General features: G+C 60.0%; 13 protein-coding genes and 2 pseudogenes. 3 read left to right on the top strand and 12 right to left on the bottom strand.

Annotated elements, in window-relative coordinates; all coding sequences use genetic code 11:
* Positions 1-33: 33 nt before the first annotated feature.
* Genes AB1555_06245 through AB1555_06235 form a run of 3 tightly spaced genes read left to right on the top strand, consistent with a single transcriptional unit; the run spans position 34 to position 5161 of the window.
* A complete protein-coding gene (locus AB1555_06245; protein ID MEW6246296.1) occupies positions 34-1248 on the top strand; it encodes a polymer-forming cytoskeletal protein in 1215 nt (404 codons plus the stop codon).
* Positions 1249-1272: 24 nt separating this feature from the next.
* A complete protein-coding gene (locus AB1555_06240; GenBank protein MEW6246295.1) occupies positions 1273-2394 on the top strand; it encodes a hypothetical protein in 1122 nt (373 codons plus the stop codon).
* Between the two features lie 31 nt (positions 2395-2425).
* The gene (locus AB1555_06235) at positions 2426-5161 is read left to right on the top strand and encodes a GNAT family N-acetyltransferase (protein ID MEW6246294.1); all 2736 of its coding nucleotides are present in this window, start codon (positions 2426-2428) and stop codon (positions 5159-5161) included.
* Between the two features lie 742 nt (positions 5162-5903).
* Here AB1555_06235 and AB1555_06230 read toward each other — a convergent pair.
* From AB1555_06230 to AB1555_06175, 12 genes and pseudogenes are all read right to left on the bottom strand, one after another.
* The gene (locus tag AB1555_06230; protein MEW6246293.1) at positions 5904-6347 is read right to left on the bottom strand and encodes a hypothetical protein; all 444 of its coding nucleotides are present in this window, start codon (positions 6345-6347) and stop codon (positions 5904-5906) included.
* Between the two features lie 329 nt (positions 6348-6676).
* A pseudogene (locus AB1555_06225) lies at positions 6677-6916 on the bottom strand (hypothetical protein).
* A gap of 436 nt (positions 6917-7352) precedes the next feature.
* Entirely contained in the window at positions 7353-13046 is a 5694-nt protein-coding gene (locus AB1555_06220) for a calcium-binding protein (protein ID MEW6246292.1), read from the bottom strand.
* Positions 13047-13562: 516 nt separating this feature from the next.
* Positions 13563-14207: a hypothetical protein gene (locus AB1555_06215; protein MEW6246291.1), complete on the bottom strand. Its 645-nt coding sequence runs from the start codon at positions 14205-14207 to the stop codon at positions 13563-13565.
* A 63-nt stretch (positions 14208-14270) separates the two neighbouring features.
* Entirely contained in the window at positions 14271-14447 is a 177-nt protein-coding gene (locus tag AB1555_06210) for a hypothetical protein (GenBank protein MEW6246290.1), read from the bottom strand.
* A 25-nt stretch (positions 14448-14472) separates the two neighbouring features.
* Positions 14473-14886, bottom strand: a complete 414-nt coding sequence (locus AB1555_06205) for a transposase (GenBank protein ID MEW6246289.1) — start codon at positions 14884-14886, stop codon at positions 14473-14475.
* Positions 14870-15031 (bottom strand): hypothetical protein, encoded by a 162-nt coding sequence (locus AB1555_06200; GenBank protein MEW6246288.1) that lies wholly within the window; start codon positions 15029-15031, stop codon positions 14870-14872. Before AB1555_06200 ends, AB1555_06205 begins: the two co-directional genes overlap by 17 nt.
* On the bottom strand, positions 14977-15993 hold the full coding sequence (locus tag AB1555_06195) for a hypothetical protein (protein MEW6246287.1): 1017 nt from the start codon (positions 15991-15993) through the stop codon (positions 14977-14979). The genes AB1555_06200 and AB1555_06195 overlap by 55 nt, the downstream gene beginning before the upstream one ends.
* 34 nt (positions 15994-16027) lie before the next feature.
* Positions 16028-16675, bottom strand: a complete 648-nt coding sequence (locus AB1555_06190) for a hypothetical protein (GenBank protein MEW6246286.1) — start codon at positions 16673-16675, stop codon at positions 16028-16030.
* A gap of 194 nt (positions 16676-16869) precedes the next feature.
* Positions 16870-17987: pseudogene (locus AB1555_06185) on the bottom strand (IS3 family transposase).
* A gap of 72 nt (positions 17988-18059) precedes the next feature.
* On the bottom strand, positions 18060-18797 hold the full coding sequence (locus AB1555_06180; protein MEW6246285.1) for a hypothetical protein: 738 nt from the start codon (positions 18795-18797) through the stop codon (positions 18060-18062).
* 1 nt (position 18798) lies between these two features.
* A partial coding sequence (locus tag AB1555_06175; GenBank protein MEW6246284.1) for a hypothetical protein occupies positions 18799-19115 on the bottom strand: 317 nt, incomplete at its 5' end.

Below are 19115 nucleotides of genomic sequence, written 5' to 3'. Positions count from 1 at the left end.
GGACTCGCGGTTGCGAGAACACGAAAGCCTCTCATGAACACTCGGACCTCCCAGCCGCTACAGTCCGGAATCAGCCGCCGGCCGGTGACTGCGGCGCTCATGGTCGTCCTGCTCGCCTTGTCTTCGGGAAGTCCCGACGCGGCGGAGGACATAGACCGGCGGGAGACCGACGGGGACGACCTCGCGGTGTTGCCGGCCGGCGTCGTCGTCGACCATGATTATTTCGCCGTCGGTAAGATCGTTGAAATCTCCGGGACGGTGAACGGGGATGTCTATGCGGCCGGCCGGCAGATCCTGGTCGATGGAATCATCAACGGAGACCTGCTGGCGGCAGGCGGAACCGTGACCGTCTCCGGCACGGTGTCTCAGGATGTTCGCGCGGTCGGGGGCAAGCTGACCTTCAATGGAGACATCGGTCGGAACGCCACGATCGCCGGGGGCAGCATCGACGTGACGCCCTCGGCGCTCTTTCGCGGCAACATCATCGCGGCCGGCGGTCAGGTTGAACTCGGCGGCTTGATCCACCGGGATGCGCGCATCGCCGCGGGGAACCTCAGCGTCTCCAACCGCATCGGCGGCGACTTGACCGCCGCGGTCGGCGCCTTGCGCCTCTCGTCCAAGGCGGCGGTGGCCGGGAATCTGATGTACTGGAGCCGCCTTCCCGCCTCGATCGATCCCCAAGCCGTGGTCTCGGGACAGACCATCAGACGGATGGTGCCCAAAGAGCTGCTGCCGACGCTCAAGGACGTCCTCGCCTTGCTCGTCGGCTTCAAGCTCGTGGCGGCCGCGGCCAGCTTCGTGTCGACGCTCGTGATCGGGTTGCTGCTCATGCGCCTGTACCCGACGTCCACCCAGCACACGCTGATCCACCTGTCGCAGCAGCCGCTGGTGTCCCTGGGCGTGGGCTTGCTCGGCCTGACCGCCATCCCGCTGGCGGCCGGGCTGCTGGCCGTGACCGTGCTCGGGATTCCGCTCGCCGTCCTGCTTCTGGCCTGGTACGCCATCGTGTTGTACGTCTCCCGCGTGTTCACCATCGCGCTGCTGGGACGTTTCGTCTTCGACCGGCTCGGCGTCCCCGACCGCGATCGATGGGCCTTCGTGTTCGGGTTGTGCCTGTACTTCTTTTTGACCGCCGTTCCCTTCCTCGGCGTGTTTGCGACGCTCCTGGCCGTGCTCTTCGGGTTGGGGTCCGTCCTGTTGACGAAAAAAGATCTGTACCTTGAAGCCAAGGCCCAGCGGCTGATCTAACGCCGGAGACGCTCGGAAAGCGACATGGGTTCCTTGCCGCCGATCCTGCAGATAGAGAAAGGGACGGCCTACGCGATGTTCGCCTACGACATCGGACAATCGGTCGACCTGAACGAGGCCGAACGCCGGATCACGACGATCAAGGAGCGGAGCCGGATCAAACACAAGCGCCGGGCGCCCGCCTATTTCGACTACAGCCCTGCGCCGCTGAGGATCGGAGCGGACACCGAGCCGCTCACGATCGGACGGTTTCGCACCGACCCGGGCGTGGATGTGCTGCTGTATGACTTCGGCGCCGTGTCCCTCACCCATACCATCCCGCTGAACGGCACCTTTTCCGACCTGCTGTCGCTCAGCCAAGACTTGTACGACCATGAGCCGCTTCGGGCCGAGTCGCGCCGGCGGGTGGAAGAGCTGCTGGCCGCCGTCGGCGAGGCCGTAGAGCGTCCCCATGTTGTCGACTCCGTGGAAGACTACGTGATTTATCACATCGAAGCGTCGGCTCCCTCGCTCAACGGTTCGGACCTCGTCAAGGACCACGCTCAGGCCGTCGCGCAGGTTCTGCGCTCGGAATCGCAGAGTCTGGCGGAACAGGAGATCCAGGACGCGATCGGATATCGCCTGTCGTTCGGTCCCGACGATATCGCCGTCATCGACTGGAATGCGGCTCTCCTGCTGGGGCAGGATATGGAGGACGTGCTGGCCGTGCTCGAGTTCGCCAACGTCGAGTTGCTGGAGATGCGCCTGCTGGATCGCCAGCTCGACCGGGCGCTGGATGAAGCCTATGAGGCCCTGCCCAAGCGCGGATGGATCAGGTTGCATCTGCCGGGATCGGTCCGCACGGAACTGGAGCCGATCGCGCAACTGCAGGTGGACAGCGCCATTCTCTTCGAGCGGGTCACCAATACTTTGAAGCTGTTCGGGGACCAATACCTGGCCCGCATCCACCGCCTCGCCTCCCAGCGGTTTCACTTGGAATCGTGGGACGCCAGCATCACCAGGAAACTCCATACGCTCGAGAGCATCTATGAGAAACTGGCGGCGCAGGCGGCGGCCAGGCGCATGGAGGTGCTCGAGTGGATTATTATCGTGCTGATCGGGTTGTCCATCCTCGTTTCCCTGATACCCGTCGCAGGCGGCCGCTGAACCCGGCCGACTCGGGCAGAGGAGCCCTCCGATGAAGCCTGTCCGACCCTTGTTTATTTCGTCGCCCACCCAGGAGGCGCCGGAGCACGGCCGTTTGATCCTCCGCGACGGGACGACAGCCGCCGTCCGCCTCGCCCGGCCGGAAGACGCGCCGGCTCTCCGTGATTTCGTGGACCGGCTGTCACCGGAAGCCAGGCGCCACCGGTTCTTCTCCGAAACGACGCCGCCGGAGGACGTCATCGCCGCACTCTGCGACGCCGCACATCCCACATCCCAATTGACCCTGATCGTGACCCGTGTCTGGGAAGGCGCGTTACGCATCATCGCCGCCGGCTCCTACCTGGCCAGGGACGAGCGCACCGCCGAGGTCGCCCTGGCCGTCGACGACGCCTTTCACGGCAAGGGTCTCGGCACGCTGCTGCTGGAACGGTTGGCCTTACTCGCGATTCGCCACGGCTTCGGCCGGCTGTGGGCCGTCACCCACGCCGACAACCTGGCCATGCGGGAAGTGTTCCGCGAATCAGGCTTCGAGGTCCACGAAAGTTTGGCGGGCGGCGACATCGAGGTCGAACTCTCGCTCGTTCCGACGGAGGCCAGCGTGAACCGCTCCGAGATGCGGGATCGCCTCGCCACGGTCGCATCGCTCCGGCCGTTCTTCCGGCCGCAGGCCGTGGCGGTCGTCGGCGCCTCGCGCGATCCTCGGAGCGTCGGATTCCGGTTGCTGGAAGCGCTGCGCACGAGCGGCTTCACTGGCCGCATCTATCCCGTCAATCCGCATGCGACCGAACTGGCCGGGTTGCGCGTGTATCCGTCGGTCCGGGCGATTCCCGAACCGGTCGATCTGGCCGTGATCGTGGTGCCGCGCGACGCGGTGCTGCCCGTCGTGGACGACTGCGCCGCGCGTGGGGTGCGGGCGCTGGTCGTGATCACGGCCGGCTTCGCCGAAGTCAACGACGAGGGCCGTGAGCTGCAACGGCGTCTGGTGGAGAAGGTCCGCCATTACGGGATGCGCATGGTCGGGCCGAACTGTTTCGGCCTGGTGAATGCCGATCCGGCCGTGCGGCTCAATGCGACGTTCACCGCATTGTTCCCGCCGCCCGGGCGGATCGCCATGTCCTCGCAAAGCGGCGCCCTGGGGCTAGCCCTTCTCGGCGCCGCGCACCGGCTTCAGATAGGCATCTCCACCTTCGTCAGCGTCGGCAACAAGGCGGACGTGTCAGGCAACGACCTCCTGCAATATTGGGAGGAGGACCCGGCGACGGACGTGATCTTGTTGTATCTGGAGTCCTTCGGCAACCCGCGCCGCTTCGCACGCATCGCGCGCCGCGTCAGCCGGCGCAAACCGATCGTGGCCGTGAAGGCCGGGCGAACCCCCTCGGGCCGGCGGGCCGCCGGTTCGCACACCGCCGCGCTGGCGGCCAGCGACACGGCCGTCGAGGCGCTGTTCCGCCAGACCGGCGTGATCCGGGCCGAGACGCTGGAGGAGCTGTTTGCGCTGGCCGCCGGCCTGTCCGCTCAGCCGCTCCCGCCGGGACGGCGCGTGGGTCTCATCACCAACGCGGGCGGTCCGGCCATTCTTTGCACCGACGCCTGCGAAGCCGCCGGCCTGCTCGTGCCGGAACTGTCCGCTCAAACAAAGGCCGCGCTCGCATCGTTCCTCCCGCCCGCCGCAGCCATCAAAAATCCGGTCGATCTCATCGCCTCCGCCACGCCGGCGCAATATGCCAAGGCCATCGAGACGGTCATGCAGGCGGAGGAGGTCGATGCGTTGATCGTGCTGTACATTTCCGTCACGGCGACCGACACGTCCGGGATCGCGGAGGGCATCCGATCGGGCATCGAAGCCGGCCGGACCGCCGGAGCCGCAGCGAAGCCGGTCCTGATTTGCTGGATGGCGGAAGGCGACCAGGATCGGACCTTCGCCCTTCCCGGCGAACGGATTCCGACGTACCCCCTGCCGGAGATGCCGGCCCGGGTGTTGAGCAAGATGGCCGCCTACGCCGACTGGCGCGCGCAGCCGCTCGGGATGGTTCCGGATTTCGACGACCTCGATCTGACGACGGCCAAAGAGACCTGCAAAAAGGCCCTGGCTCAGCGTGGACCCGGGTGGCTGACCGTCGAGGAAACCAGAGCCGTCCTCACGGCGGCGGGACTTCCCCTTCCCGACGGCGGCCTGGCTCGGACCGCGGACGAGGCGGCCGCTCTGGCCCGCCGGGTCGGATTTCCCGTCGCGGTGAAGCTCGCATCGCACCGGATTGTCCATAAGACGGAAGCCGGCGGAGTCCGCTTGAACCTTGCGTCCGAGACACAGGTCCGCGAGGCGTTCGAGGCGATCCGGTCCCGGCTCGCGCAGATGCGGCAGCTAGGTGCGATGGACGGAGTCGTGGTGCAACCGATGATCGCGGGCGGCGTCGAGGTGATGATCGGGGTCACCCATGATCCCTCGTTCGGTCCGCTCGTCGCGTTCGGGTTGGGGGGCGTATATGTCGAAATCCTGAGCGACGTCCGTTTCCGGGTGACACCGCTGACGGACCGCGACGCCGCCGACATGATCCGGGAGATCAAAGGCTATCGGCTCCTGACCGGCTACCGCGGCCATCCTCCCGCCGACGTGCCGGCCCTCGAAGAGACGCTGCTGCGCGTCTCCAGGCTGGCGGAAGAGGTGCCGGAGATCGTCGAACTCGACCTGAACCCCGTGTTCGCGCTATCGCCGGGCCAAGGCTGCCGCATCGTGGACGCGAGAATCGGCGTGGGACAGAGTCGTTGACCGGAACGCCGGAGAACAAAGGAGGGAAACGCGAGACTACCGGACAGTCCCGCTCCTCAGAAAAGAAAAGGGTCAAAGAAAAGGGGTCGCAAAGAAAAGGGGTCGGGAGTCTTAAATGCGATCATCGTGCGCAAGTTTGGCGGTGGTGGCGGTGTGTTGAACTGGAGGCACATGCGATCGCAATGTCTTCGAGATGGCCGAGCCCTTATCGCCAACAAAGACTCCCGACCCCTTTTCTGCTGGACCTTTTCTGTTGACCCCTCAACGAGCCTACTCCCATCGAATGCGAGCGAAATCAACACGGGATAGGCAATCACGGCGATGAGGAATGCGGAAGGCTGGATGCGAGCGACCAGTTTCAGTTCAACTTCGGTAAGCAACCCCAGAACCAACCCTACAAGCAGAAACAGGAAATAAGTCTGCACGGTCCGGTTTCCAATCAACTGTCGCGTCCGCTTATCTTGGGCGCGCTGTTCAGTGTTCCGGGCGGTACATTCACGCCAGGATTCCCCGGCTTGCCGCAGACGTGCGAATTCATCGGACGACGAATGCGCAGTTTTTGGCGGTCCGCCGGAACGCCCTGTTGGGCATCAGACAAGACAGGGAACAAGAAAAGGGGCCGGGAGTCGTTCGACGACTCTTGACAGCCACCGTGACCTTGCAGCCGGTCATCCGCTAGCCTGCCTCAGTCTGCTTCCTCCATCATTCTTTGGGGAAGAAGCACGTAGTCGCAGTCTCCTCGTTAGCCCTTGCTCCTCCTTATTGCCAGTTTGCTTGCCCACGAACCGATCACGAACTGGGGGACGGAAAAAACCGTCATAGCGAGAAGCGAAAGCGGCCACAGCGACAGCGAATTTCCCGCCATCACGAGTGCGAGCGCCTGGCCCACCGCCATACTCATGACCCAGCGCCAGGGGCGATCGGGAAAACGATAGCCGATGACAAAGATCACGGCGCACATGATCGGAATTCCAACAGAGAAGTAAGCTCCGGAATCCCAGGCTTCCCTTCGTCCCGTGGCCATGGAAATTGCCAGGCAGACCAGGAGACCGCCTAAGACGGATACGCCGAAAGGAACATATTCGTGAGTACCCCGGGTGGTCATCGTACATTCAGCACGGAAATCGGTCGGTCCAGCATTGCATACCCTGGGCGAACGCGCAATCAAGACGGCATTTCTGATCATCTTCGTCTGGTTGTAGGATCAGGAGTCTATCGGACGACCCACAAGGCGAAGCAATGACATAGACCTCTGTCAAAGCGCTCCCCTGCATACCCCGCTTTTTCAAGAACCACACGAAACTGTTCTTGCCAAGGTCTCAAGGGATGGCTCGGTCTCGCTGCTCGTCAATCGCCAGGCGTGTGCAAACTCACCCGCAGAGGTGCGAGAGTGCCAACCGTCTTGCTCGCTCCCGAAATGCTCACAGTCAAGAATGGTGCGGAGGTAACCACTGCCAGAAAAGATTGGCGGGACATTGAGCTTGTCTCAAGCTGAGACGAGCGGTCGCTGCTCGATCACTCTTTCGCCACGACGGTGTCGTACAGCCCGTAGTGCGTCAACCCGGGATGGCTCTCGATCCCCGTATAGCGCAGCGAGGCGTCCTCATAGCGGCGGAACGCGAACACGGCCGCATTCGTCTGTTCCGTGTTGAACACCTTCAGGCGCACGAGCAGGTCAAAGTCTTTCACCGTCAGGCCGGTGACGGCCAGAAACAGGCCCGGCTCGAGTTTGGTGATGACATCCTGGAGCGTGTCTCTCGGAAATCGGTGAGATCGATAAAGGCGGCATGGGGCGGGGCTAGGGAACAAGAACAAGGGCCGGGGCGCGTCTTATGACTGAGCACGATCAGGACGCCCGACCCTTCTTCCTCTTCGCATCACACATTTCGGGTCAGGTCTTGAATCATGCCTCCGCGGTCTTCGCACGAGGTCCGCAGCATCGGCGACTGGGCTTACGCAGGGTGGTGCCGGCCACCCAGACAGCACTGCAGGCCGTGGCCCGAATGACGGTCAGACGCCCAGCAGACGATTGATTCTCCTCTCTGTTGCCTGACATCCAAGGACAACGTTCGTCGGCGAAGCTCGAGCGGGTTCCTGCCTCGTGTGGCGCGCCCGATTCGTTGCGATACACCGATCACGATACGACCCAACTGATGACCCCACATTTACGATTGTACGGGGGAGTCAGCGGTTAACGCGAATCTTGACGCAGGTCGGCCTGGCTAGTGCAGAATGAAAAGAAAAGGGGTCGGTGAAAAGAAAAGGGGTCGGGAGTCTTAAATGCGATCATCGTGCGCAAGTTTGGCGGTGGTGGCGGTGTGTTGAACTGGAGGCACATGCGATCGCAATGTCTTCGAGATGGCTGAGCCCTTATCGCCAACAAAGACTCCCGACCCCTTTTCTGTTGACCGACCCCTTTTCTGTTGACCAGCGTATTTTGCCCGGCCGGCATGGTGAATTTCTGGCGCATCTGATCGCGGATCGCCTCTTCATCCCACTGCGTCCCGTCCGAGAAGGAGACCCGTTCAACCCGGTACGCCGGATCGAGGAAAAACGACTGAACCGTCAACTGATCCGTGGTGCCGTCAAGGCGCAACACCAGATCGTCAACATTGCGGGACACGAACACTGCGCTGGGTAGCACACCGGCCGCCATCTGGATAAGATCCAGATTCCCTGCCGTCACGTCATAGTCCAGCAGGGTGTCCTCGCCGGCACCCGGGCCGAACAGGTAAGTATCGTTGCCGTCATAGCCGTACAGGTTGTCGTTCCCTGCCATTCCATCGAGCACATCCGAACTACCTCCGCCATACAGCGTGTCCTGACCGGCCGTTCCCGTGAGTGTTTTCGGCAATCGGTCAGTCACTGCCGCCACATCCCAGACAGTCCCGTCGGCGAACGTGAAGAATTCAACCTGATTGGCCGACGCCAGGAAGAACGACTGGATGGTGAGTTGATCGGTCGTGCCGTTGATGCTCAGCACCAGATCATCGCCGCTGCGCGAGACGGCCACATCTGTTGGAGCCACATCCTCGCCGAACTCGATAGCATCGAAATTTCCGGCCGTGGCATCATTGTCGATGACCGTGTCGCTGCCAGACCCTCGCCCAAACACATACGTGTCGTTGCCGGCTCCGCCAGTGAGGACGTTCTCACCACTGTTGCCCGTGAGCACGTTATCCAGGGCGTTGCCGGTGCCGTCGAGGTTGGCCGTGCCTGTGAGGGTCAGATTCTCGACGTTGGCACCCAGGGTGTAGCTCTGATCTGTCACGACCGTGTCACTGCCTTCGTCCGCCTGCTCAACCACCGTGTCGCCCGTCCCAATCACATAGGTGTCGTTCCCCACACCCCCGGTGAGCACGTTCGCCCCGCTGTTGCCCGCCAGCACGTTGTCCAGTTCGTTCCCGGCTCCATCAATGTCTGCCGTGCCGGTCAGTGTCAGGTGCTCGACATTGGCACCCAAGATGTAACTGATCGAACTCTGGGCTGTGTCCGTTCCTTCATCGGCGGCCTCGATCACCGTGTCGCCGGCCTGGTCGATGATATAGGTGTCATCTCCCGCGCCACCGGCCAGCGTATCGGCACCCAGGCCGCCATCCAGCACATTTGCTCCGCTATTGCCGGTCAGGACGTTGTCGAGCTCATTCCCGGTTCCATCGACGGCGGCACTGCCGGTCAAGGTCAGGTTCTCCATGTTGGCCCCGAGGCTGTAGCTCAGATCCGTCTGGACCGTGTCGGTTCCCTCGCCGGGATTCTCCACCACCGTGTCGCCGGCGCCGATGACATAGGTATCGTTGCCCAGTCCGCCGGTCAGCACGTTCGCCGCGCTATTGCCGACGAGCACATTGTCATGTAAGTTGCCGGTGCCGTCGATGGCCGCATTGCCCGTCAGAATCAGACGCTCCAGATTGACCCCGAGCGTGTAGCTCACATCCGTTTGCACCGTGTCGATCCCTTCGTTGACGAGCTCGACCACGGTATCTTCGGCGCCGATGACATAGGTATCGTTGCCGGCCCCGCCGGTCAGGAGGTTCGCGGCACTGTTCCCCGTCAGCACGTTGTCGAGTACGTTGCCGGTGCCGGCTGTCGCCCCGCTCCCTGTCAAGGTCAAGTTCTCGACGTTGGCGCCTAACGTGTAACTCAGGTCCGTCTGCACCGTGTCGATGCCCTCGCCCGCCGCCTCGACCACGGTGTCCCCGAGCCCGACCACATAGGTGTCGTTACCCTGTCCACCGGCCAGCACATTCAGGCCGCTGTTGCCGACCAGGACGTTGTCCAACGCGTTTCCGGTCCCGTTGATGTCCGCCGTGCCGGTCAGCGTGAGATGCTCGACGTGCCCGCCGAGCGTGTAGCTGATCGAACTCTGCACGGTGTCTGTGCCCTCGCCTTCCGCCTCCAACGCCCGGTCGGACGGATCGCTCACGATGTAGGTATCGTCGCCCGCGCCGCCAGCCAGAAACCGAGCGGCCGGGGTGGCCGTCAGCGTGTCATCCCCGTCGGTTCCGACCAGCAGTTCCCCGCTGACCTGTGCCAGCAAGGCGGCGGTATCCCAGACCGTGCCACCGGCAAACTCCACCTGCTCCACTTGGTAGGCCGGATCGAGAGAGAAGTACCGGAGGGTCAACCGATCACCCGTGCTCAGGAGATTCAGGGTGAGATGATTCCCGCTCCGCAATACGGTGACGTCCCCGGGCGCGATGCCGGTCGCCAGGCTGACACGGTCTTGCCCCCCGGTCCGGTCAAACACGGTGTCCTGCCCGCTGCCCGCCGCGAAGACATAGCCGTCATCGCCCCCACCGCCGTAAAGCCGATCCTTGCCCGTGCCCCCGTCGAGCGTGTCATTGCCGGCTCCGGCCAGCAGTACGTCGCCTCCGCCCAACCCGGCCAACACATCGTCCGTGTCCGAAAAGTCGCGGAGTGTCGTGGCGGCGTCCGTGCCAGTCACCTGCCGGGCCTTGTCTTGCAGCGTGTTCGCGTCCCAGACCGTGCCGTCGGCAAACGTCACCCGGAAGAACGGGGCGGCGAAGAGGCCTTCCACCGCTTTGATCGTGAGCTGGTCGCCGGTGCCGGTGATCGTCAGCACCAGATCATCCACGTTCGGGAAGTCAGTCTTGTCTTGGCGCCGCGTGACGGTGACGTCGCCGGGTAGGATGCCGACGGCCATCTGCACCGTGTTCACATTGCCGTCGGCAATGTCCTCGATCGTGTCCTGCCCGTACCCCAATCCAAAGACATACGTGTCGCTGCCTCCGGACCCTCGGAGGCGGTCGCGGTCGGAGCCGCCATCGAGCACATCAGCGCCTTCCCCTCCGAAAAGGTCATCGAGGCCAGCGCCTCCCAGCAAGATGTCATCCCCCACGCCAAACCCGAATCCACCGCCGTCGCCACTCAGAACGTCATTTCCATCTCCCCCTTCAAGCTGGTCGTTGCCGGCTCCGCCGAGAAGCGTGTCATTGCCGACATCTCCAAGCAGCACATCAGCCCCGACCCCGCCATCGAGCGTATCGTGGCCTTCGCCACCGTCCAGGGTATCGTTCCCACCGACCAACAGATCATCCGGGTTGACGTTGCCTGGCAGGATGCCGCGGTCCCCTACCAGGCTATCGTTACCCAAGCCGCCTGCGAGCACATCATCCCCTGCTCCGCCGTAGAGTTGGTCTTCGCCCTCGCCGCCGTCGAGGGTATCGTTCCCGCTTTGGGTGGAGTAAATGAACTCGTCCCCATCAATGAAGTCATCGCCGACCAAGACATCATCATCGGCTCCACCGGTCAATTCATCGTCCAAGCCCCCGCCATAGAGCCGGTCTTCGCCGACCCCGCCGTCCAATTGGTCATTGCCCGGAGCCATAGAGACTGTAAAGACGTTGGTGAAGCCGTTGAAGAAATACAGATCATCCCCGGACAGGACATCATTACCCTCGCCGCCGTCGAGCACATCGTTTCCACCACCGCCATACAGTTCGTCCGCGCCGGCTTCCCCCTGTAGCCTATCGTTGCCTGTCAAGAACGCGTTCGTAGCATCCTCCCCATACAACTTGTCGTTCTCAGACCCGCCCATGAGGACATCGTCGCCCTCATCTCCGAAAAGCTGATCCGCTCCGGCGCCGCCATCCAGAACGTCATCGCCGAATGCCGTGGTGATCCCGAAGAAATCCTCTCCGTGGAGTTGATCGTCGCCAGCCCCGCCCAGCAGCACGTCGTCACCGACCCCACCCGCCAACTGATCGTTGCCGGCATCGCCGGTGAGGAAATCGTTCCCACCGATCGTGGCCCGGGCTTCGATGGGCAGAGTCGAATCCAGCACCGGGTAATCGCCGATCAGAAAATCGTCGTCTTCCCCACCCATGAGAAGGTCGCTACCAGGTCCGCCCGCGAGCGCATCCACGCCCGCACCACCGTCGAGCGTATCATTGCCGCCTTGACTCAGGAGCGCGAGCGTGAACCCACCATAAATGTTGAGGATTCCGCCATAGTCGCCCCAGAGCGTGTCGCTGCCGCTGCCGCCGGTCAGGACATCGCTCCCCCCATCGCCCGTCAGGATGTCTGTCCCATCCCCGCCATCCAGGAAATCGTTGCCGGCCTGGGCAGGATTCCATGACGAGTCCGTCACCGCATCGCCGGTCAGGAGGTCATCCCCGGCTCCACCGATAAGCACATCCGCCCCGTGGTTACCTTGCACTTCATCCGGGCCCTCTCCGCCTTCCAGCGTATCGTCCCCGTCTTGCCCGTAGAGCGTGTCCTGGCCCAGCCCGCCATAGAGCCGATCATGGCCGCCCTTGCCCTGCAGCGTATCGTTGCCATCGTCGCCATACAGTTCGTCGTTGCCGACATCGCTGATTACCGTGTCGTGGCCGCCGAGCGCATGGACGACGTTGTTCGTCGCGCCAGTGATCGTATAGCTGTTATTGTTGTCGTCGAAGATCGGCACGGTAATCGTTTGACCAGGATTCTCCGGATCGGGGACTTCTTGCGTGAACTCTGTACGGATCGGCAGGCCGTTCACGTAGGAGACTTCATTCGTGAGCGCGATGCCGAGCTGACCATTGGTGAACGCCTTCACGGTCAACGTGCCACCGGGACCAGTGATCGTGAGGTCGTGACCTGCGGTGCCATCCCAGGAATAGGTGAATTGGTTATCGAGACTTTTGTAGACCGACTGCCCTTGTTTCTTCACTCCCCCCTGGAGCTGCCGGCCATCGTACAGCACGCTCCCAAACCCATCGCTATCGGTAATCGTGTCTTGTCCATCCCCGCTGCTGTAGACGTACGTGTCATAGCCCTGGCCGCCCAGTAACAGATCATCGCCAGTGCCGCCGATGAGCTGGTCGGTGCCCTCTTCGCCGTAGAGCACGTCATCGCCACTACCCCCTTTTAATTCATCATGACCCTGCTGTCCGAAGATCAGATCGTTATTGTCCGTTCCCGCAAGCCGATCGCCGGGGATGAGGGCGTTTTCTCCGACCAGGACCTCGCCGTCGCTGGAATATCCTTCTCCAAAGCTGGCGATCAGATGCTCCCGGGCTTGAAGAATCTGGAAATCGATCCCTTGGCTTCCTGCTATGGGATTGCTTGGCCGAAAGCGGGCCTCGTAAGCCCGGATGCCCCCTTCCTCAAACGACAAGTCCCGGTACCTTGTGAACATCTCCAGAACTTCCTTGGCCTCCAAATCGGAGATCGGTCCCGAGCCATACAATCCAAATACATCGGCTTCCCGATAACGCCGGTTTGCATGCACGCCATCGGCGTTTGATTGGTAACGGACTTGGTACCACGCTTCCGCGCGGTCGTCAGCTTCTAAGGCAGCCAAAAGCTTCGGCCCCAGCAAGTTGTTTTTGACTTCGACGTTGTTCTGGAACGTCCCACGACTGTTGAAATACAAGGACATTAACGCAATGCGTTCCTGAGACTGCGCAAGCGTTAATCCATTCTGTGACAGGAAAGCATCGAACCTAACTTCTCGATCATCGAGGTCCAGCTTTAAGATTTCCTCGGCCTTTGGCTCATTAGGCAACTTAAGATTGAACTGCTTGGCGATTGTATTGAGAGCCTGGATATCTTGGGGCGGCAACGGGGTATTTTTAGGAGTCCTTGCAACGATTGCACGGGCAACAGTAATCAAACCAATGTCATGTTGACTGAGTTGAAGTTGCGGAAGCCCTGCCCGAACCAAGAGGTCATTGATTGTTGCGATGGAGTTGGTCAGCAAATCCAATCCATACCCGATAGCAATGCTCCTTTGACCGTCATAATGAGGACTTAATTGGGAAACCAATTTTCTCACTGCTAACGGTTCATTTTCTTGGCGCTTGATAAAGCTGTCACGATCCTGCTGATAGGATCCAAACTGAAAAGTTGTGTGTAGGTTTGTAAGCATTGGGCCCCCTCTTTAATCCTCGGACTTCTATCTGGAAGACTGCTCAAAGTAGCAAATGTCTTCTAACGTCGATCCACCTCGATATTTCGCGATGGCTGCTATGTACCCGTAATTGCGATCGGTCATACTGACATAAGCCGTGCCATTCAAAACCATTAACTCTAATACCCATGGATCGCTAAGGGTCGGACGCAGTTCCCCTTTTTTTGATTGTGGCCATAGCACTAGTTCATAAGGTCCAGCACCTATCACCCCGGAATGACCAGAAAGAAGTTCTCCCATGTTTCTCCAAGACAGCCTGGCAGGAACTTCACTCGTCTTGGAAAAGATAAAAAGACTGTCAGTTAATACACTGTGCCAGCAGAGGCTCGTTCTCAGAACAATTTCGTCTTGTCCATTATTGTCAATGTCAAGCACAGCCTTTCTGATTTCACCGCAGTGACTACCGGGCGCAGTTTCATCCGGAAGACTCATCGGCTGCCATGACACAAAAATGTTGTGATAGTCGTACTGAATGGCGCCGTGCTTTCTCAGATCGTCATTAAAGAGAGCTAAAATGGCAGAACAGACTTCTGTGTCTTTGCTCATCACCAGCCTGTAAGCTTCTTTCCCAGCCCAAGCGATTCCGCTCATGGCCAGAAGGACTGTTATCGCTAAGACGAACTGTTTCATGCGCATGAAAGCCTTCCTCCTAATCAATTAAGGTCAATGAGATGATCGAGACAGAAAAAGGTGTCAGGAACCGTTTTCGGCCGTCTTTGTCTTCTTGGGCCGACCTCGGCCTCGCAATGTGATGCCCAAATTCCACTGCGCCACCATGCGCTCCACCCAGGACTCGCTGCCATATGGTTGCCCTTTGACGACACAGCGCCGGACCGCCTCGATCTGCTCGCGCGTCTCGTCTTCGTTCACCCACTGCACCCACTGGGTCGGATGCTCAACCGGCCACGCACTGAGGTGGCACGCCGTTGCTGCCTTGGACGCGCGACCCAGTGCTGCTCCAACGCCACTGCTCGGCTCGCTCGACAAGCCCTGCGCGGACTGGATTGCGTTCCACGTACCGACAGACCGTGAGGAGATACTCGCTGGTTTCTACCAGAAACGATTTGAACCGGCCTTGATAGACATGGCCTTCCCCCACGCTGTGACGATGCTGGTGCCAGCGTTGCGTATGCGTCAGGGTGAGCCAATTCATGAAACGCGAGAGAGCGCCATCATGTCGCGGCCACACCACGAGGTGCCAGTGATTCGGCATGACACAGTACGCAAGTAAGCCCATCGACACACGGTCACAGGCCTGCGCCAACACGCGCTCGAAGGCCGCATAGTCTCCATCATCCTCGAAGAGCATCATGCGGGCATTCGCCCGATTCAACACGTGGTAGACGATGTCGCCACATGCGGCCTCCGCCACGGAGCACATCGTCGCCCCCATCCCCAATCAGAATATCGTTCCCTTTTTCTCCAAAGAGCAGATCGTTGTTGTCGGTCCCCAATAAGGTCTCACCGCCGTTCGGGTCATCGAGCCCAACCAGACATCTCCATCGATTGTCTGTCCTTCACTGAAATTGGCGATCAGATGCTCCCGGGCTTGAAGAATCTGAAAATCGATCCCCTGGCTGCCAGCGCTTGGGTCGCTCGGGCGGTAGCGCGCCTCATAAGCCCGGATACCGCCTTCCTCAAACGGCAGGTCACGATACCTGGTGAACATCTTCAGGATGTCTTTCGATTCGATATCAGATATTGGGCCAGCCCCATACAGGCCGAAGAGATCTGACTCGACATAGCGTCGATTGGCGATCCCATGAGCAACTGCTTGCTTTTGAGGATCCTGTGATCTGCTTTCTGCGTTTGTCCCATAACGGATCTCGTACCAGGCTTCGGCACGATTGTCTGTTTCTAAAGCGTCGAGTAGCTTGGATGTTGTAAGTGAGCCAAAAACGCCTAGTCCTCCGCTATAAACCATTGACACGAGGGCCAGTCTTTCTTTGGAATCTGGAATCTGGAAGCCTCGACTGAAGAGTGCCTCATCCAACTTCGTTTCCGCATCTGCCGCCGCAGCGTTAAGGAGCTCTGTGGCTTTTGCTTCCGTGGGAAGATGAAAGAATAGCTTGCTAGCTCGGTTGTTCCATTCCTGGCCTGACACCCCGCTTCGGGTCTGGCGATAGATATCCAAGAGGTTCAGGTCGTGCGCCTTCTGAGATGGACTTGTCCACCCTACGTCCGCATCCGTTAACCCTATAGCTTGCAGAGATGCCAGAATCTGCGCGTTGCTATGGGCCAATAAATCAAATCCATATCCAAGCGCTAGGCTGTCCTTATTATCAAAGTGTGGACCGAGCAGTGCAGGGTTGTTAGGAGAGAAAAATAGAGCTTGATTTTCTCGAAACTTCAGCAGCCGAGTCCGATCGGCAAGATAACTTCCATACTGATAATCCGTATGAAGATTGGTCAACATGGCCAGGCTCCTTTAGTACGGACGTGAAGTGCGCCTAGAAGATTTTCCTGCCTCGGAAGTAGCACACATCCTGAAACTTCTGCTGTTCAAGATACCTCGCTATTACGATCCATTCGGGATCGAAATCGGTCATGCTCACATAGGCCTTATTCTTCCACAGAAATGGATGAAGAACGGTGCCGCCAATACCCTGAGGCAATCCCTGCGATTCAGCAAAAGAGAGCCCTTCAAGGGAGTGACCGGCATTGATCTCAAAAAACCTATTCTTCGTCTGGTCAAGCGCTTCTCCGCCTCCAGGCCCCGCGTGGATACGCGAGAGCACATCGCTGTCCTGGGGAAAAACGAACAGTTTATCGACTAGGATATCCCTAAGGCAGGATCTCTGCTTAATAACGAGATCCTCTCTTCCATCATTGTTGATATCGAACATTGCATGTGAGAGGAAATAGCATCCGTAGGTTTGTTCTCCCAGATCTACAGATTTCCAGCTGATGGCCCGGAAGATGTCGTCGTCATAGCGGATCTCTTTGTAACGCTTCATATCTGCGTTAAAGAGGGTGAGGACCGTCTGGCACAGCTCTTTATCTTTACTCATTACCAGCCGGTACGCTTCTGCTCCCGCCATCGCGGCCCCATATACGGTGAACACTACGAAAAAGCCTAGAAGTACTCGTTTCATCATTGATGCTCCTTGTCAGTGATGAATTCAGATATCCTGGTCATTCAGCATGTACTGCACTACTTTTCCCTTTCGTTTGCATTTCTAGGCACTCAGCAATGATGGAGAAAAGCGTTGCCCGTGCCGGCTTGGAGCAAGTCGTTGCCGACATCGCTGATTACCGTGTCGTGGCCGCCGAGCGCACGTAAGCTCCCCCGTCAAGGCGACACTCCCAATGGAGAACTTCTGGCTTCTAATCGGGCTCGATACAGCGTCGGCGGGAGCCCCGCCAGCGCATCATGGGGCCGCTCCTCGTTGTAACTCTGTAACCATTCCGCGGTGATCTCCCGGACCTGTTCGAGCGACTCACACACAGAGGCATTGAGGACTTCGGTGCGATAGGTGCGATTGAATCGCTCGATGAACGCATTCTGATCCGGCTTGCCGGGCTGGATGTACCGCAGTTCGATCCCGCGTTCCGCACACCAGGTCATGAAGCGCTCTGCGATGAGCTCAGGGCCGTTATCGAGCCGAATCGCCTGTGGTCGTCCTCGCCAGGCCACCACTTGCTCCAACACCCGGATCACGCGCTCGGCGGGCAGCGACGTATCGATTTCAATGGCCCGCGCTTCCCGCACCCCTTCATCGAGGATGTTGAGCGTCCGGAACCGACGGCCGCCATAGAGGGTGTCGCTCATGAAGTCCACGGCCCACGTGGTATTGGGCTGGGGCACCACGACCAACGGTTGGCGCAGCCGAACCGGCAGCCGCTTCTTGGTCCGCCGTGGCAAATTCAGCCGCAACTGACAGTACACCCGCCACAGCCGCTTATGGTTCCAGGGATGACCGAGGTTCCGGAGCCGATCGCAACACTTCCAGAATCCCCACCGACTCTTGGTCGCCACCAGCGTGGTTCATGCCGCGATCACTGGCGCATCCCGCCGGGCCCAATCCACGAGCGGCCGATAGTACGTGGCCCGATTCACTCCCACTGCCCGACAGGCCCGCTGAATCGGAAGACCGTTCACCGTCACGAAATGCGTGACGACCTCCCGCCGTTCAGCAGGCCCTAGAGCTTTTTTGCGATGACATCCTTCAGAGCCAGATTCTCCAACGACAAGTCGGCATACATCCGTTTGAGCCGGCTGTTCTCGTGCTCCAGTTCTTTGAGGCGCTTCACATCCGACGCCTCCAACCCCCCGTACTTGGCCTTCCACTTGTAGTACGTGGCCGAGCTGATGCCGTAGTGCCGCCAGATCTCATTGACCGGGCGGCCGGCATCGGCCTCTTTCAAGATCGACACGATTTGGGTCTCGGTGAACTTCGACTGGCGCATAGGAACCTCCTGGCTAGGGTGACTATTGTGCCAGAAAGTTCTCCTCATGAACTGTCTCAAATTAGGGGGAGCTTACGTCTGCACATCCTGCACGATCAATTCCCCGCCAGCTATACCCAACTCCCGATCGTGCGGTCGCCTGATACCGCGCCATGTATAACCGTATCGGCTTTTCAGGCTAGATGCATGTTCAACCATCATGCTCTTCAGGTCTCGTGCGTCATAGCCCAAATATCTGGTGTATCTAGCCTCCGAGTTATCAGCCTTTCTAGTAGCCGCGTTTTCCAAAAATTTGAACCGGGATGGATTTACAAAGCTGTACCTCACATCTATCGCCGCACCTTCTGTTACATATCCATAAGGATCTTCCATCGCGTGGAGATGTTGGAGCTCATAATCCGTTGCTGACTCTCGCGGTCTCATCTGGTAGACACCTTCCACATGCTCCACCGTCTTGTAGATAAACTCCCCCGCTTCGGTCTTGCACAGATGCTCGAAGTATTCCTGCGGCGTCATCCCCGGCTTGTAGCCACTGTGCTCGGGCACCGGATTCGGAATCTTGATCGAGTGGGCGAATCGGCCTTCTTCCGTCGCCAGCGGATCGGCGGGCTTGAGCTTTAGGATGTCACAGGCCGTGTCGTTCGGCTTCAGCTTCGCCTTGGCACAGTTGGCCGCAAACTCCTTCATGGCGCGGTCAAAGCGTTCTCCAGGCGTTTCGGCCTTCTTAAGGACCGACGCCGCACAGCCAGCGATGAGCATCAAGATCAATCCAAGGACGATGGCTCCTCGCCGCAATTGCAGTTGGTCCATCTCAGGCGGCCTCCTTTCGCATGACGCGCTCAGGCTGGTGGCGTGCTCTTTTCCCCGACACATGCCCGTGCCCAGCCTCGCTGAAAATGTAGGTGTGGCTAACGTCGGCCTCGTGCAGTTCGGTAAACACCGTGGCCAGATGCCCGCCCAGCGAGTAGCCGGTGACGTTGAGGACCGCATTCTGCGGCAACAGCCCTGAGGTCTTCAGGTCCCGGTAGTAGCGTTCCATACTCACGAGCTGCGCGAGCGCAAAGCCGGTCCCGGCAATTTCCCCGGCGGCGCCGGGCAACCCGTCCCGCTCCCAGTCCCCGCCCTCGG

The organism is Nitrospirota bacterium (assembly GCA_040755395.1).
Lineage (GTDB): Bacteria > Nitrospirota > Nitrospiria > Nitrospirales > Nitrospiraceae > DATLZU01.
This window is presented reverse-complemented; position numbering and strand designations above follow the sequence as displayed.